The 15,224-nt window shown below is 50.7% G+C and carries 18 protein-coding genes; 9 read left to right on the top strand and 9 right to left on the bottom strand.

The window, feature by feature from the left end; all coding sequences use genetic code 11:
- Positions 1-16 precede the first annotated feature (16 nt).
- From L1S32_RS10815 to L1S32_RS10795, 5 genes are all read left to right on the top strand, one after another.
- The gene (locus L1S32_RS10815) at positions 17-577 is read left to right on the top strand and encodes a DUF308 domain-containing protein (RefSeq protein WP_278155108.1); all 561 of its coding nucleotides are present in this window, start codon (positions 17-19) and stop codon (positions 575-577) included.
- Positions 578-730: 153 nt separating this feature from the next.
- Positions 731-1,267, top strand: a complete 537-nt coding sequence (locus L1S32_RS10810; protein ID WP_278155107.1) for an N-acetyltransferase — start codon at positions 731-733, stop codon at positions 1,265-1,267.
- Between the two features lie 25 nt (positions 1,268-1,292).
- Positions 1,293-1,640 carry a hypothetical protein gene (locus L1S32_RS10805; protein WP_278155106.1) on the top strand — a complete coding sequence of 116 codons (348 nt, stop codon included), beginning with the start codon at positions 1,293-1,295 and terminating at the stop codon, positions 1,638-1,640.
- 124 nt (positions 1,641-1,764) lie between these two features.
- A complete protein-coding gene (locus L1S32_RS10800) occupies positions 1,765-2,040 on the top strand; it encodes a ubiquitin-like small modifier protein 1 (protein WP_278155105.1) in 276 nt (91 codons plus the stop codon).
- Positions 2,041-2,045: 5 nt separating this feature from the next.
- Positions 2,046-2,438 (top strand): molybdenum cofactor biosynthesis protein MoaE, encoded by a 393-nt coding sequence (locus tag L1S32_RS10795; protein WP_278155104.1) that lies wholly within the window; start codon positions 2,046-2,048, stop codon positions 2,436-2,438.
- Here L1S32_RS10795 and L1S32_RS10790 read toward each other — a convergent pair.
- The gene (locus L1S32_RS10790) at positions 2,407-3,846 is read right to left on the bottom strand and encodes a PAS domain-containing protein (protein ID WP_278155103.1); all 1,440 of its coding nucleotides are present in this window, start codon (positions 3,844-3,846) and stop codon (positions 2,407-2,409) included. The two genes, L1S32_RS10795 and L1S32_RS10790, sit on opposite strands and share 32 nt — an antisense overlap.
- 67 nt (positions 3,847-3,913) lie before the next feature.
- Positions 3,914-4,948 carry an AI-2E family transporter gene (locus L1S32_RS10785; RefSeq protein ID WP_278155102.1) on the bottom strand — a complete coding sequence of 345 codons (1,035 nt, stop codon included), beginning with the start codon at positions 4,946-4,948 and terminating at the stop codon, positions 3,914-3,916.
- Between the two features lie 604 nt (positions 4,949-5,552).
- Here L1S32_RS10785 and L1S32_RS10780 point away from each other — a divergent pair.
- On the top strand, positions 5,553-5,750 hold the full coding sequence (locus L1S32_RS10780; protein WP_278155101.1) for a hypothetical protein: 198 nt from the start codon (positions 5,553-5,555) through the stop codon (positions 5,748-5,750).
- A gap of 32 nt (positions 5,751-5,782) precedes the next feature.
- On the opposite strand, the gene L1S32_RS10775 is transcribed toward L1S32_RS10780, so the two are convergent.
- Entirely contained in the window at positions 5,783-6,457 is a 675-nt protein-coding gene (locus L1S32_RS10775) for a hypothetical protein (protein ID WP_278155100.1), read from the bottom strand.
- A 22-nt stretch (positions 6,458-6,479) separates the two neighbouring features.
- On the opposite strand from L1S32_RS10775, the gene L1S32_RS10770 reads away from it, so the two are divergent.
- Complete coding sequence (locus L1S32_RS10770; RefSeq protein WP_347403350.1) at positions 6,480-7,004, top strand: DUF2124 family protein; 525 nt, start codon at positions 6,480-6,482, stop codon at positions 7,002-7,004.
- Positions 7,005-7,023: 19 nt separating this feature from the next.
- Here L1S32_RS10770 and L1S32_RS10765 read toward each other — a convergent pair whose 3' ends face one another.
- Positions 7,024-8,076, bottom strand: coding sequence for a zinc ribbon domain-containing protein (locus tag L1S32_RS10765; protein ID WP_278155098.1), 1,053 nt, complete (start codon positions 8,074-8,076; stop codon positions 7,024-7,026).
- Positions 8,077-8,463: 387 nt separating this feature from the next.
- On the opposite strand from L1S32_RS10765, the gene L1S32_RS10760 reads away from it, so the two are divergent.
- Positions 8,464-8,739 carry a hypothetical protein gene (locus L1S32_RS10760; RefSeq protein ID WP_278155097.1) on the top strand — a complete coding sequence of 92 codons (276 nt, stop codon included), beginning with the start codon at positions 8,464-8,466 and terminating at the stop codon, positions 8,737-8,739.
- Between the two features lie 220 nt (positions 8,740-8,959).
- Here L1S32_RS10760 and frhB read toward each other — a convergent pair whose 3' ends face one another.
- From frhB to mptA, 5 genes are all read right to left on the bottom strand, one after another.
- Positions 8,960-9,823, bottom strand: coding sequence for a coenzyme F420 hydrogenase subunit beta (frhB, locus tag L1S32_RS10755; protein ID WP_278157086.1), 864 nt, complete (start codon positions 9,821-9,823; stop codon positions 8,960-8,962).
- Between the two features lies 1 nt (position 9,824).
- Positions 9,825-10,811 carry a coenzyme F420 hydrogenase subunit gamma gene (gene frhG / locus L1S32_RS10750; protein WP_347403349.1) on the bottom strand — a complete coding sequence of 329 codons (987 nt, stop codon included), beginning with the start codon at positions 10,809-10,811 and terminating at the stop codon, positions 9,825-9,827.
- Entirely contained in the window at positions 10,753-11,316 is a 564-nt protein-coding gene (gene frhD / locus L1S32_RS10745) for a coenzyme F420-reducing hydrogenase, FrhD protein (protein ID WP_278155096.1), read from the bottom strand. Before frhD ends, frhG begins: the two co-directional genes overlap by 59 nt.
- A gap of 9 nt (positions 11,317-11,325) precedes the next feature.
- Positions 11,326-12,696 (bottom strand): coenzyme F420 hydrogenase subunit alpha, encoded by a 1,371-nt coding sequence (frhA, locus tag L1S32_RS10740; protein ID WP_278155095.1) that lies wholly within the window; start codon positions 12,694-12,696, stop codon positions 11,326-11,328.
- A 273-nt stretch (positions 12,697-12,969) separates the two neighbouring features.
- A complete protein-coding gene (mptA, locus tag L1S32_RS10735; protein ID WP_278155094.1) occupies positions 12,970-13,905 on the bottom strand; it encodes a GTP cyclohydrolase MptA in 936 nt (311 codons plus the stop codon).
- 127 nt (positions 13,906-14,032) lie between these two features.
- Here mptA and ilvC point away from each other — a divergent pair, with 127 nt between their 5' ends.
- Positions 14,033-15,031 (top strand): ketol-acid reductoisomerase, encoded by a 999-nt coding sequence (gene ilvC, locus L1S32_RS10730; protein WP_278155093.1) that lies wholly within the window; start codon positions 14,033-14,035, stop codon positions 15,029-15,031.
- The last annotated feature ends 193 nt before the right edge of the window (positions 15,032-15,224 follow it).

Genomic DNA, 15,224 nt, shown 5'->3' with positions numbered 1-15,224 from the left:
CGTTGGAGATATTTCAATGACTGAGATTATTGAGAACGAGACAGCAGATTCAATGGGGTTCACCCCCTCCTGGTGGACGTTCGTACTTCTGGGAATTATTGCATTCATATTTGGCATATTCTGTGTCATCATGCCGGGATATGTGACGCTCTTTTTAGGCTACTTCATCGGTGCGATAGTGGTCGTCTGGGGCATTATGACCATTGTGCAGGCAATTCAACCGCATGAAGGCGGCGCAGGACGCTCGGTCGCCCTCATAATTCTGGGTATCCTTGCCATCATCCTTGGTCTGATGGTATTCAGCAATCTCCTCAGTGCCTGGTTCACCATCACCTACCTGATTGCCTTCTGGGCATTCCTGACCGGGTTTACCAATATCTTCCAGGCATTTACCGGGAAAGACAGTATCTGGTACAAGGTGCTCCTCGTCATAGCAGGTGTCATCGCGATCATCCTTGCATTCTACGTGTTGATGTACCCGCTGATGGCAACAGCCACCGTCATCTATGTTCTGGGCATCTTCCTGATTGCATGGGGTATCGTTGTTGTGATTACCGGTCTTATGACCCAGAAATAATCTTTCTTTTTTTCACCGGAGGATAATCATCTGTGGGCATGCATTTCTCCCCTGCCTGAAGCAGAAGCAGTTTGCAGAGGTATTTGATCGATCAACCGCCACGGGAGACAACATGCAGGTTTTTTAGCGGGAAGCGCCAAACCTATGATTACCATGGCATGGACCATCAGATCAGAAGCACCGGATGATGCTGCAGGAATTGCTGCAGTACTCACTGATGCATTCAGCCGGAAAGATGAGGCAGAACTGGTAGCTGCTATACGTAATTCCGGGCCCTTTGATCCTGAACTCTCCCTTGTCTGTGTTGAGAACGGGGCCATCCTCGGCTATGTGCTCTTTTCACCGGTGGTAATCCGTGCAGCAGACAGCGATGAGACGCCCGCCCTGGCTCTTGCTCCGGTGGCAGTCCTCTCGCAGTTCCGGAACCGGGGAATCGGCACCGCGCTCATTGAAGAGGGCATTCACCGCTCGTATAAGAAGGGAGTGAAGATCATCGTAGTGCTTGGCGAACCGGGATATTACCGCAGATTCCGGTTTGAATCAGCAAAATACCATGAAATTGAGCCCCCATGGGAGGTGCCTGAAGGATACTTCATGGTTCTCGCCCTCGAGACAAATGTCCTGCGTGACGTACATGGCGTGGTGCATTACCCCGAGGCATTCTCGCAGACGGTGGAGAACCAATCATAACAGGGCGGGAGCAGGAGGACAACATATGGCACGCGAACTATCACAGAGAGATCAGGAGATTCTGAAGAAATGTGCACCCGAATGCGGCGATCTGCTCTGTTCAGAGTCAGGAGTAACGTATCGCTCTGTTCTTCCGCCTGTTGCAAATCATTATGCGACGGATGCAGATGATTTCAGGCAACGGCTCTCGCGCCTGACACCAGATGAGCTCGAACATCTTGCCGCACTTATTATCAGTGGTGAAGAGAGCCTCTGCTGCCTTTCTCCCGATTACTTTGCGGTCTTCCTGGAACAGGTGACAGAGCATCTCGGCAAGACTGCCCGGCGTGAAATGCTGAATGCCTATCGCAGCAGTGAGGACTGCTTTATATAAATAAAAAAAACGTCCACCCGATTCCGCGGGCAGTCAAAATACGAATCAGAAATGGTTCTAAAGAGAAGAAGTACGGATCAGACAGTGCTGCTAACTGAAAAACAGTCACACACAGGAGAATACGATGAAAATTACGATACGCAGTTTTGCCCGCTTCCGTGAGATTTTCGGGGAAGAGCAAACAATTGAAACAACAGATGATGCCACAGCCAAAACCATCCTGTCTGCCCTTTGTGAATCGAAAGGGTGCAGGGAAACCCTCTTTGCAGGAGACAGCACACTCCATCCGCATATTACCGTTATCCTAAACGGCAGACGGCTCTCTGTCAAAGAGGCAGAAGAGACGGCTCTTGCAGATGGCGATGCACTGGTGGTCTATCCACCGGTTTCAGGAGGATGAATTCCATGATTTCCATACAGAAAGAAGATATTGACATAGGAGCGCTCATACAGCAGTCACGTGACAGCAGAATGGGTGCACAGGTAGTCTTTGTCGGCACCGTACGTGACGACGGCATTGAAGCAATTGAATTTGAGGCTGACAGAACAATAGCACTCGCTGATCTCACCACAATCGCAGCAGAAGCGACGGAAAAATATGGGCTTTTCTCAGTTGATATCATTCACCGGGACGGCATCTTACCGACAGGGGAGACCATCCTCGTTATCATCGCAGGCGCAGGGCACCGCGAAGAGGGATTTGCCGGATGCCGGTACATCATCGAAGAAATAAAAAAATACGTCCCAATCTGGAAAAAAGACATCACTACAGCAGGCGATTCACGCTGGCATGATTAGGTTTCGGTAAAGAACGGTAGGTATCAGGAGGGCCGAAGCAGCGGAAAACGGCCCCCTCCCCTTCCGTCCCGCATTCCTCAATCATCACACCGGCCACTTCAAGAATCTCACGGCCCAGAAAGAGTCCGTACCCGGTGTCTTCCCCGATGCCACGTTCAAATATCTTTTTTTTCATCGCGGAGGGGATGCCTTTTCCGTTGTCAGCAATAAAAAGAGACCCTTCATCCCCGTTGTCCTGAAACGAGATCGTGACCCGATCAGCTCCCCCGCTGTGGATGATGATATTCTCAAAAAGACTGAAAAAAACCCGCTCAATGAGTCGGTCTGAATAGATCCGGGGAAGAGGACGTTTGATTTCAAGACTGAACGAATGAAACTGTTCGTTCTCTGCATAGACCCGTGATATCAGGTCCTCGAGTGGATGCCACCGGGGTTCATGTACCCCCATATCCCGGTACGCCGCCGTGAATGCCACAAGTGACTCGATGATCTCTGTTGCGCGGGTGCATGTTTTCTGGTATGCCTGAATTTCAGCTGCGATTTCGGGGTGCTCCTCCTGCAGCCGTGCACGGGTGAGTTTGATCACCCGCATCTGGTTCATGAGATCATGCCGGGCAATAGAGGAGAGGAGATTGGTCTTCTGCACGGCTTTCTTCATGGACTGTTTGGCCCGGCAGATATCAGATATATCATGCATCACCCCTGCAAGGTGCATGGGGTGGCCGTTTTCATCCCGTTTGGTGACCTGCATCAGAAACCGGACCCATATCCACCGTTTGTCCTCATGCCAGAAACGGCATTCCGTTCGGGTGTGCTCCTGTTCACCGGACACGATACCGGCAAGTATCTCACCCATCCGCTTGCGGTCACGGGGATATACCCGACAATCAAATACCATACGCGGGTCTGTACCGAGGGCCTCCGGGGTCGTGCCGATGATGCGGGCAAACCGGTCATCCACTATGATTTTCCGGCCGGTTATATCTGCCTCAAATGTTCCGATTCTGCCGGCTGAAAGTGCAAGAGAAAGACGTTCCTGCGCCTCTGTGTTGAGACGGATGGCACTGTTTGGATCAGATATTTCAAAACAGGTCATAAGGACATATGGCACTGACCCGTCTGCCTCCTGAATCGGCACCGCATGTATTCGGTGGACCCTGCCGGACGGCACCGTGATCTCCTCTTTCACCGGTTTTTCGGTATCAAACGCCGTTCGCACCGGACAGACGATGCATGGCCCCCCCTCCCCCCAGACGTAATAACAACGCTTTTTGCAAAATTCTCCTTTCGTGCACCCTGCCTGCCTGAGCGCTTCGGCATTGCCATAGAGCAGGTTCAGATCACGGTCCACCAGAACCACTGCTTCCGGAAGGGCATCAGGGAGAAGAGGGAGAAATGCATCAATCATATATTCCTGATGAAAAAAATAGGGGCCACTATAAATAGCCCTTTCCATCCATACAGATTCGATGTGTTCAGGACAATTTATCCTGAACCGGACTGTGACCCCCTCCAAACTCCGTCGTATATATACGGTAGACACCGGTCAGAATGGCAAGCGCAAGCGGCCCGTAGAGAAAACCCAGCACTCCCATGACAGCAATGCCACCAAAAAGGGCAATGAATATCAGGACAGCATTGAGCTTGGAACGTTTTCCCATCAGGACAGGACGCAGATACCAGTCAGGAATGGCACACAGAAGAGGCCATCCAATCAGCAGTATCAGCGCCAGTCCGAAATAATCCCCCAGAGAGATGGCATAGACGGCAAGAAATGCAATGATAATTACCGGCCCGAATACAGGGATTAATGCAAATATCGCACAGATTATTGACCAGAAGAGCACATGCCCATACCCGAGGATCGTAAAGAAGGGCAGGGCAACAACAAAGACGATCAGGGCAATTCCCACATGGACGATAATGAGGGAGTAAAGTGAATCTGATACCAGCACATTGAGAATGGAAAGTTTCGGCTTTGATTCCGTTGGCACGAGAGCCCATATTTCATAAAACATCTGTTCCCCGTACAGAATAAAAAGATACAGGGTGAGGAACAGAATCATGAAAATAATCGAGTAATAGGCAGTTGCACCGAGTATTTCACCGATTGAACCTGTCACTGCTGCAATGATGCCATTGACAATGGACTGAATGTCAAAGACAACCGGATTGAGATCCATGCCAAAAATTCCTCCCCCTAAAGAAAGCCAGGCAAAGATACTGTTAACGACTTCCTGAATATACTCACCGTTTGCAACGATGACAACGAAAGAGACCATCAGCATGACAACAATAAATATCACCACAGCAGTTGTGATGAGAATGGATGAAAGGGACGGGCGGATGTGTTTCTTCAAACCGTTATGAAAAGGTATGAGAACCGCTGCAAGTGCTCCTGCAATGAGAACCGGATTTATAAGCTCGCGAAACATCATCGTGATCAGGAGAACCAGAAACAACGATATGCCAATGATAAACCAGTCTCGTTTCTTTCCGTGGGGATACATCGCGGAACTATACCATATACTCCGATATAAAGCAACCGTAACCGTGATTCGGGTGCGCAGACGGGTAAAACGCTATCGGAGTAAATGTCCGGAATCAGGATGAGCGGGACCATTATCTGAGAAAAATAATGTACGCCAGATGGGCCGGAACGAATTTTTACGAAGTGATGATTCAACATGGCAACCAGCGTATATCCCTGCACTCTGTAGTAATTACACAGACACGGATGTCCGTATGAACACGTCCGTACCTGCATTGCAGGAAAGGCGAACCGGATTTTCCTGCCAACAATGTCCCTTCCGTCTCTTCGACATCCACCATTTCAGCATAGAGAAAGGATGGACAAACCTCTGCCAGACATACCGGTATGCCTTGTTCTCTTCTGTAGTCATATCCCCTGATTTTTTGATATTCATCACGGATATTTTCGAAAAATAACAAACAGAAGGCCTATTTCAGTCCCAATATGACTGAATACAAAAAATCAGGCATTTTTTCATAGTGAAAAGGATTTAGTCAGCGGAAAGACGAAAAATTCAGGTCTGACCTGCCATATCTTTATTGCCCGAACCGGCTATTGGATGCTACAAGCAGGACAGACATATGAAAGACGGATGGATGATCACACTGAGCGTCCAGATGCGGGTTCGGGGGGCCGGGTCCAGACGTGAGGCCGTCTGGAGCGCGACAGAACATCTTGAACAAGCAATCCGAAACCGTGTTGATGTTACATACTCCGCAGACGCTAAACGGATCAGCCGGTTCGACGAAGAACCGATATTCGGAAAACAATGGGAATAACGACAGTATAGAACCGTCCGGAAAATTGAGCGTTATACGAGAATGGTAACGTCGCTCACCTTTCCGGGGACTGTTCGGATGACGGTGACGGCTGTACCGGAAGGGGGAATCAAGGTGACACTGATTCGTTCTCCGGGGGATGCTGCATCCGATTCAGGCACACGGATCATGATCGTCACCTGTTCATTAAACTGAATGATTGATCCATCCCCAAAGGGAGATACATCATATATCGTCCATCTGCCAGGCAGAGGCGGCATGCCTGAGATCAGCGTGCTGTTTGGCTGGAGGGAAAGAATGCGATCAGATGTCACATAGGTCACCGTACTGCCGCTGAGATCTACGGCCCTCCCTCCTCCGGCAGACGTCTTGACCGTGAACCGCAGCATGTCCACACCATCACGGCCGGATGCACGGTAGCCATATACATCACCAATGAGCATGAGCGATGAAGCTGACTGGTCTACGCCGGTATAGACGACTTCCTTCGCCCTATCCGTTGCAAAAAATCCGGTACCCAGTATCGTGAAGGAAAAGGCTGAGGCCACCATTACAAACGCAATCAGGATTATGGCACCCTCAAGCCCGGTAAGCCCGGCATCATTATCCCTGCCCCCCTGCATCCCTGCCTGTTTTTCGCCTTTCACCAGCAGAATCCCTCTCTCACCCGTATCTACCAGAGAGTGGGTATTGCCTCCGTATAGCATATTGCATAACCGCCACCCTGAAATGAGAAGCAAGGTTTTTCTCGTCCGCACGCAAGAGGAAAGCATGGAATTACAGGAATCAGGATCAGGAATTGCAGGAATCCTTCGTCCATTTAAGAAATATATGGTAGAATCCGGTATTATGGACACAGACCAGGTAGTGTTTTACGGCTGCCCCGGAACATGCACACCATTTGTTGAACTTCTCACCTATGCCATCCGTGACCTCCCATTTGAGTATGTCTTTGTGCCCAGACTGGACGAGTCGTCAGCAAAAGTTCTCAAACCGGTTCCTCATGTAGGCATGCAGGTTACCTCCCACGCACCGGAGTCCTTTGATCCAAAGGTCGTTGTGATCATGGGAGGCCTTGCGATGCCGAATGAACCGGTAACAGCTGAAATGGTGCAGGAGACGATTGCAGGATACGATGCAAGGGTAGTGGGCATCTGCTTTATGGATATGTTCAGACGTGCAGGATGGCTGGACAAATTATCCTTTGAAATGGTCATCAATGCCCAGATGGACCCGGTTGAAATCTGGAAATAAATTTTATCCTGGTTACTCCTCAGAGATCACCGGAGAATACCACCTCTTTTTTTCCATCGGTAAACGTCGCAGTGGCAGTTACATGTTCGGTTGCTGACGCCGTGCCATTATACGCATCTCTTGCCATGAAGAATGATTCCCGGCGTGAAGGATAGACCCATTCCATGGTATGAAGACCACCACTGTCTTCAACGGTCAACGCAATCTTTGCCACCTCATTTGCTTTGATGCCACCATCGATCTCAACCTTATACCCCCCACCATATGCAGATACCGAGAGAACCAGATTGTCTGAAGGAGTCCATGGGGGCGCAGTCTCAGTAACAGGCACAGGAGTTTCGTCTGAAAGGGGAGTCGGCAGGGGTGTCGGAACCGGCAGCCCTCCGTTTGCGGACCCCTGTCCCGGCAGGCCGTATACAAGGAGGGAAAGGGCCAGCACCACGAGAATAATCACAGCCAGCCCGGCAACTAAAGGACGTTTCCGAGACTTTGAAGGTTTTTCTGCCCAGGGATAGGATTCAGCAGAACGGGGTTTCTGTCCTGCGCCATCAGATGTTTTGGTACCCGGCAGATCCGTTGACGGTCCTGAGAGAGGAATATCACTATCTGAGGATGTACTGTACCGTGGAGCCTGTCCCCTGCCATTTTCAGAATATTTAGCATCCGGAGAAAGGCCAGCATCACCACCTCCATCCCCTCCCGGACTCCCCGTCCTTCTGTCAGACCCTGAGACACCCTCCGAGATATTCCTGCCTGCCGAATCAGTGGAAGACAGGGTGGGAAAACGGTCCATCACTTTCTTTTGCAGGTTATCTTCCACTGGCAGTTCATCAAATTCCGGTATTTCATCTTCTTCTGCCTCAATGATCGCATCCCGATTCGTATTCTCTGCATCCCCCGACACCGATAGGGACGGACCGGCTGGTGCGTGCATTTCACCTTCATCCTCTGCCACGATGAACGGCTCATTCCCCCCACCCCCGTGGCTTCGTCTCGCTGAGATATCAGTACCACATTCCGGACAGATATCAAACCCACCCGGGACATTTGCACCGCAGTTCGGACAGAACATATATTTCTCCAAATTTAATATAATCACTCCAATGATAATATCTTTTGTTCCTGCTGCCACAGGGCATCTGACACAATGGAAAACGGAAAAGAAAACCCTGCCAGGTCTGGATCTCTCATCCACCGTGAAGATGAGATTTAATAAACTGCTCAAAATGCAGATATGGAAAAAAGCCATTCGTATTTGCAGAAAAAAACAACAGGTATATCAGAACTCTCCTGGGGGATATGACCGTCGAGGCAGTTGCTATGAATGCAGAAGGAATGGCAGGCATCCTCCGGCATATGATCTCAACCTCAGTATGGTTGCACTGGCAGTCAATGACAGTCAGCCGTTTTCGTGGATCTTTCCAATGATGACCGCCACTGTGGGATCGGTTATCGGAAGTTGCGGAGTACCTTTGATTACCGGAACAAAACGTGGAAACGGGCCCGCCGGTATGGCAGAGTAGGACTTACCATCGGAATATGTGCAGGGATTATCCCGGAAGTCATAATACTTGCATACGCATCACTTGCACCCCCGGAAGCCTTTGCAGGGACTGCCGGATCACAGTATGTAGTTTTTATCGGGCTTCCCTACATGATTCAGCCGGTAATTGGCAGGTTTTTCGGCGGGCAAATTCAGGGAAGTATACGCGGATACATAGCCCGGACTACCTGAAATAATCCCGGGCACGTCAATTAACCCAATGATTCAGCGCAGCCAAACCATCAGGATAACCTGTACGAACCTTTCCATCCGTTCAAAATTATCAGAGAGACAGAATCACCTTTTCTTCTTTTTCATCCAGGCAATATATACATCCCCACAGACCGGCTTCCGAAGTCCGGACTGAATATCTCGCTTTTCAAACCAGAATAGGACGCAAAAAAAGATAAGTTTAGATGTATGGGTTGCGCAGGCCTTTGTCAACGCCAAAGGTTGCACGCCCTTCAAGGGTCTTCTGGTTCTTTGTGATCTTCTCGGTAGCGAGTTTGGTCACAAGGTCCAGGCCCGGCTTGACATCTGCAATTGGCTTGGTCTCGAAGTATCCTGCTTCGATGGCCTTACCCCAGATGGTCTCACCAGCTTTTGTGCGGGTAAAGACGGTCGACCAGCCGTCGGGGCTTCCGACAGATCCGGTTGAGACGTCAGCGAGGTTTGCAACGTAGTCCAGACAGACATGGCAGCCACCCTGTTCGAACTTGTGGGTGAGCTTGAGCGGAATCTGTGAGACTGCACCGCGCTCGGTGTAGACAGAGAATTTACCCTTGCCGATGTCCATCTTGACAGCGTTCTCCATCTTCACATTACAGAGGTCTTCCACCATGGTCTCAAGACCCTGGTAGGGGAAGTTCTCCATACAGAAGATACCGATTGCAAGTGCAATCTTGTCAGGGACAGACCGCATGCCCATTGGATAGAGCTGGGCCTTCCTGACAGCCTGAATCTGGCACGGTGTGCCGACGATTCCGACCTTGTCAAGACCGTATGAACGGGTTGCCTCTTTGATCATAGAGACGTTGGGGCAGATGGTGTAGCGGGTACCGCGTGCTTCCATCAGTTCTGCAACAGTGGTAGCAACGACGGGCTCTGGCTTGAATGGTTCATCGCCCTGTCCTGCAACGATTGCACCATCAATGATGCCCTCTTCAAGTGCAAATGCAAAGAGCTGGGTGACAATTCCGCCGTCCTGGGATGCGGTAAGAATTGCCGGGTCAGCTGCACGTGCTGATACACAGTTCTTGTAGTTTCCGAGAACCATTTTACTCATCTCCCTTGCCCATAGCAGCATTAATTGCTTCGCCGATTGCCTCAAACTGGTTCATCACATCAAAGTTGAAGAAGCTGCGTGGACACTGTGCGTAGCACACACCACATTTGATGCACATATCGCGCTCAATATTCGGTTTGCCGTATTCCATTGTGATTGCACGAACCGGACAGGCTGCGACACAGGTGCCGCATCCCATACAGAGGCTCTGGTTGATGACATCGACCATCAGGTCGCATCCACAGGCCTCTACACCACGCTGTGCGAGGTCCATGAGAGGCTTCAGGTATGCTGCTGCCAGTTCCTTCTGTTCGTCGCTTCCTCTCAGGAGCAGGTATGCCATAACAGCGACATTCCTGATTGCTTCCTTTGATGGCGGGCATCCGGGAAGGTAGACGTCAACGTTAATCAGGTCACCAATGGGCACGTATGACTCATGCTGGGGCTGGTTCCACTGGCCACCACGGCAGAACCGTGTGATGTTGCCATATGCCGCACAGCCACCGAGTGCAACAACAACCGTTGCGTTCTCACGTGCTTTCTTGATATCCTCCACAGAGTGGTGGTCGTTTAAACAGACTGAACCCTCGACAAGTGCGACATCCATCTTCGGAATGTCACGCACATCGGCGAGAGTCAGACAGTAGTTGAGATCTGCATAGTTGTCAAGCAACGTAAACAGACCTTCGTAGTTGTCTGCGAGAGACACGAGACATCCGGTACATCCGGACATGTGCACGTGTCCAATCGTAATTTTTTCAGCCACAGGCTTTTCCTCCGTTTCTTCTATTTCAGGCTTTTTTTCAACCTTCACGTCGCCGGGTTTCACAGCTGGTTTTGCTTCAGGTCGTGCATCCGGAACAGTCACCGGTTCAGGAGCCTTTGCAGGTTCGGGAACCGTGGTTGGTCCGGGCGCCGCCTCAGGTTCTTCCGGCTTGTTCCCCGTGAAGATTTCCTTCAGACGTGATAGTAGTCCCATATTCCACTCCTACTTCAGCAAGTGCCATCTGCACTGCTTTCGGAATGGCCATTTGAACCTGTTCAGTGAGCCAGTATTCGACATCCTCAGATTCATTATCGATATCGGATATCGCGATGCTCTCAGGCTGGCACCCAAGGATTATCACTTCAGTCCGTTTGGAGAGCTCAGTCAGCGGGTCCTTAAAACCGCCCCATGAGTGCGGGTCAAGATATCTGCCCGTCGTATCACTGGCAAGGAAGTCCGGGGACACTTTTGTGATCTGACCAGGGCTGCCACCGAAATCGAGGATGTCAACGATGACCATCTTCTCGACCGGCTGCTCAGCCTCCGAGATCAGCGTGAACAGGAAATGCGGCCCTGCAAGGCCCGCATCCAGGACTTTCAGACCATCCGGCAGGGACAGCTTCTTGAGTTCTGAGATCACTGCGGGTCCGAATCCGTCATCTGTATAGAGCGGATTGCCGACACCCACAATCATCTGTCTTGCGTACCAGTCTAGCATCTGACGATCTCACTGGAACAGTTTCTGGGCCACTACCTTCTTCGAGTCGTCGACCACCATCATGTGGGTTGCACAGGACACACATGGGTCGTAGGCACGCATGATGACTTCAGTGAGCTGCCACGGTGCACCCTCGAGTGCCCGGCTGACAGTCGGGAAGTTCCAGGTGGTCGGGACAAGGAGCGAGTACCACTGTACTTTGCCGTTCAGAACCTTTGCAAGGTGAACGTCAGCGCCACGTGGTGCCTCATTTGCTGCCCAGCCGAGTGAACCGTCACCCTGTGGGATCTCGTCTGCCACAACCTTTCCATTGGTGTCGAGTGCTTCAACTGCATCCATCATGCTGTACAGACAGTCCATATATTCCATCTGCCGTGCAATCTGGAGGCCCATTGCGCCCTTGCGGTCATAGTTCCTGAACATTGCAAGACGTGCACGGGGACCGACTTCAACGGGGGCTCCGTCGTAGAGTGGTACACCGGTGCATGCCTCCATTGCAGGCCAGACCTTGGTGCCGACTGCAGTGGTGCCGCCGATTGGGTAGTCAGGGTCTTCGAGGGATACTTCGAGTTCTCCCTGGTACCAGTCCCACGGGCGGACCTCTGTCCAACGCTCAGGGAACCACTTTGGATCGACATCAAGTGATGAGGAACCATAGAGGGGGTCTACTGCCATGTAGCCCTGGTCGTGGAAACCGAACTTCTCGGTCTTCTCGACTTCCTTGCCGCCGGCAACTGATGCCATGGGGCGTGCATCCCAGTCCTTGAAGACGGTGATCATGAACTCCATCTGGTCACGGACAAGGGGCATTGCCTCTTTTGCAAGGTCATAGATCTTTGTTCTTGCACGTGGGGAGATGTTCTTGTACATACCACCGATACGGGGGTTGGACGGGTGAATGGGTTCTCCACCGACGATCTCTCCGACAGTCTGACCGACTTCACGGATCTTCTGGAGTCTGAGTGCCACACTGCGGACAGGCTCTTCGGGAGTGAACGGGTTGATATGGGTGTCCGTTCCCGGGATGTACATGTCAGGCAGTGACAGGATGTTATGCAGTGCATGGCTGTGCAGACGGTTTGCACACTGAAGGATGACCCTCAGAAGGTATGCATCGTCCGGAATGAAACAGCCGATTGAGGCCTCCATTGCTTCAATACCGGCAATGGTGTGGGCAATCGGACAGATACCACAGACACGGGAAGAAATCTTCGGTGCCTGGTGCATGCTCTTTCCGATGGCGAGTTTCTCAATACCCCGTACTGGTGTAAGACTGAGCCAGTCACCACGGGTAACGACACCATTGTCGTCAACCTGCATGGTAAGCTTGGTGTGGCCCTCATGTCTTGTGGTTGGGGAAATCTCTACAACTTTCGACATAAATTATCGCCTAATTATTAAATTCTGTTCTTCTGGCTATCCAAACACACGCGTATGCATAAAATCACGTACGATGTGTAGCAACACACGTACCCGCTAAGAAGTACGTATGAGATATGTGAATAAGCAGTTAAAAATAAGTTTCGTTACTATCACGCATCCGGTCAAAAAGGTTATGTTGATCAATTACTCTTTTCGGAAAGAATTCTCTGCTATTCAGGACATCATTTCCGAAAAAAGCACAATTTCAGGTAAAAAATGAGAATGGACGAATTAATTCGCCCTGATTTCAGCTTTAAGCTCTGCAATGGTTGCCTTGCGCTCCGCATAGGCATCATGCTGATGGATACTTTCCTCATTTGTCTGCTTAATCGTGATGACAGAATCACCCGGCAGATACGAGAATTTGGCAACCACATGTTTGGCCATTTCACGGACACAGTCTTCCACAAACCGGGCATTGCTGTGTGCCGAGAAGACCACATGACTCTCATCACCGCGTTTCAGGAGTTCAAAGATCCGGGCGCTCATGGAGTCTTTCAGGATGGTGATAATGGTATCAAGTTCAACACGCTGGTCATCATCAGTCTCAATCAAAAGGAATCCTTTCCCACGCTGGTTATGAGTGGCCATCGGGATCTCGTTCAGGAATTCCTGAATTTTATCCTCAGTGATCTCAAGGTTGCGCAGTTTTGCCGAGGCAAGCTCCTTCATGATATTCTGGGCACAGGGGCAGGCAGTGATACCGGTTACTTCCGCACCGATCATCTTCCGGACGATGGGTGTACCATTGTTTCTGTCAGCAACCGCACTGGCATGCACCTCAACGACCTCGTGGCACTCCGTCTTGGAGACCGGCGTTTCACGCTTCACCATGTAGAGACTCTTCATCTTGACTTCTGTACGGTCTGCATACTCATGGTGGTCAAGGAGTTTGCGGGCAACAGCATTGCATACTTCTTCAATACCGTTTACTTCACCCTCAATGGCCTGCTGAAGCACCTCATCAATCACCTCAAAGTTTCTGGAGAGATTCGCACCCTTCAGGCTGCTGGGGAGATCCACATATACATTGAATGTTGATATGAAAATTACCGGGCGCTTTCCCGGACGGGCAACTTCAACAAGTTTCTTGACATTTTTGACACCGACCCGGGTAAGGTTTATTCTGACTTCAGGTTGGGTTGATTGTGTATCAGGCAGTTCCATGTTAACCTCGAATGAAAAAAGCAGATTTCAGGTACGAATTCTGCAGATATTATATTCCTGATGTTAGGTTTTTTATCCTATGCTATAATAGTTATGAAGGAAACCAGCAACCGTTGGGGACGAAAAAATGATAGAGAAATACTACGAATCCGATGCAAAGCTCGGAGATCTGGGGAATTCCCGGATCGCCGTCATCGGGTATGGGTCTCAGGGACGGGGCCAGGCACTCAATCTGCGCGATTCCGGACTGGATGTCATCATCGGTCTGCGCCCCGGGAAAAGTTGGGAGAAAGCATCTGAAGACGGCTTTGAGGTCTTCGATGTAGCTACCGCTGCTGGTATGGCAGATGTCATTATGATTCTTCTTCCGGATGAACTTCAGGGCAGTGTTTACCGTGCCCAGATTATGCCAAACCTCAAGGAAGGGGACTGTGTAATGTTCTCCCACGGATTCAACATCCACTACGGACAGATTGTCCCGCCACCCACGGTTGATGTCATTATGGTTGCACCAAAAGGACCGGGCCACATGGTCCGGCGGGTGTACACCGAAGGAGGCGGCGTCCCTGCACTCATTGCCATCCATCAGGATGCAACCGGCAATGCGCGAAAGATCGCCCTTGCATATGCAAAGGGTATCGGCGCCACACGGGCAGTTGTCCTTGAGACAACATTCCAGGAAGAGACCGAGACTGACCTCTTCGGTGAGCAGGCAGTTCTTTGTGGTGGAATGACCTCACTTATCCTGGCAGGATTTGAGACGCTTGTGGATGCAGGATATGCACCTGAGATGGCATACCTCGAGGTGCTGCACGAGTGCAAACTCATCATTGACCTCATCTATGAGGGCGGATTCACCAAGATGCGTGACTCCATCTCAAACACTGCTGAGTATGGCGACCTCACCCGCGGTCCCCGGGTTATCGGCCCCGAGGCATACGCCGCAATGGAAGAGATACTCACTGAAATCCAGAACGGCGAATTCACCCGTGAATGGATGCTTGAAAACCAGGTCAACCGGCCGGTCTTCACCTCACTGAAACGGCAGGGTGAAGAGCACCTGATTGAGTCGGTTGGCCGTGAGGTTCGTGGCCTTATGCCGCAGTTCAGAGATCTCTCGGACTAATTTTTTTACTACCCACCGCTTTTTTTCTCTGACGGTATCAGTATTTATCACCGGATCCTGTTGACATTTCGAATCGGGCAACCATCATGAGAGTTTTTTCTCAAAAGGTCCTTTCGTGATTCCAATAGAACACAGTGCCTGAACCATTCGTTCCATGCACCGCTAAAAAAAAAGTGACCGGATTCGCCTCTCC

Origin of the sequence: Methanogenium sp. S4BF (assembly GCF_029633965.1) — an archaeon.
Lineage (GTDB): Archaea > Halobacteriota > Methanomicrobia > Methanomicrobiales > Methanomicrobiaceae > Methanogenium.
The sequence above is the reverse complement of the archived record's forward strand: the minus strand, read 5'-3'. Positions and strand labels throughout refer to the sequence as shown.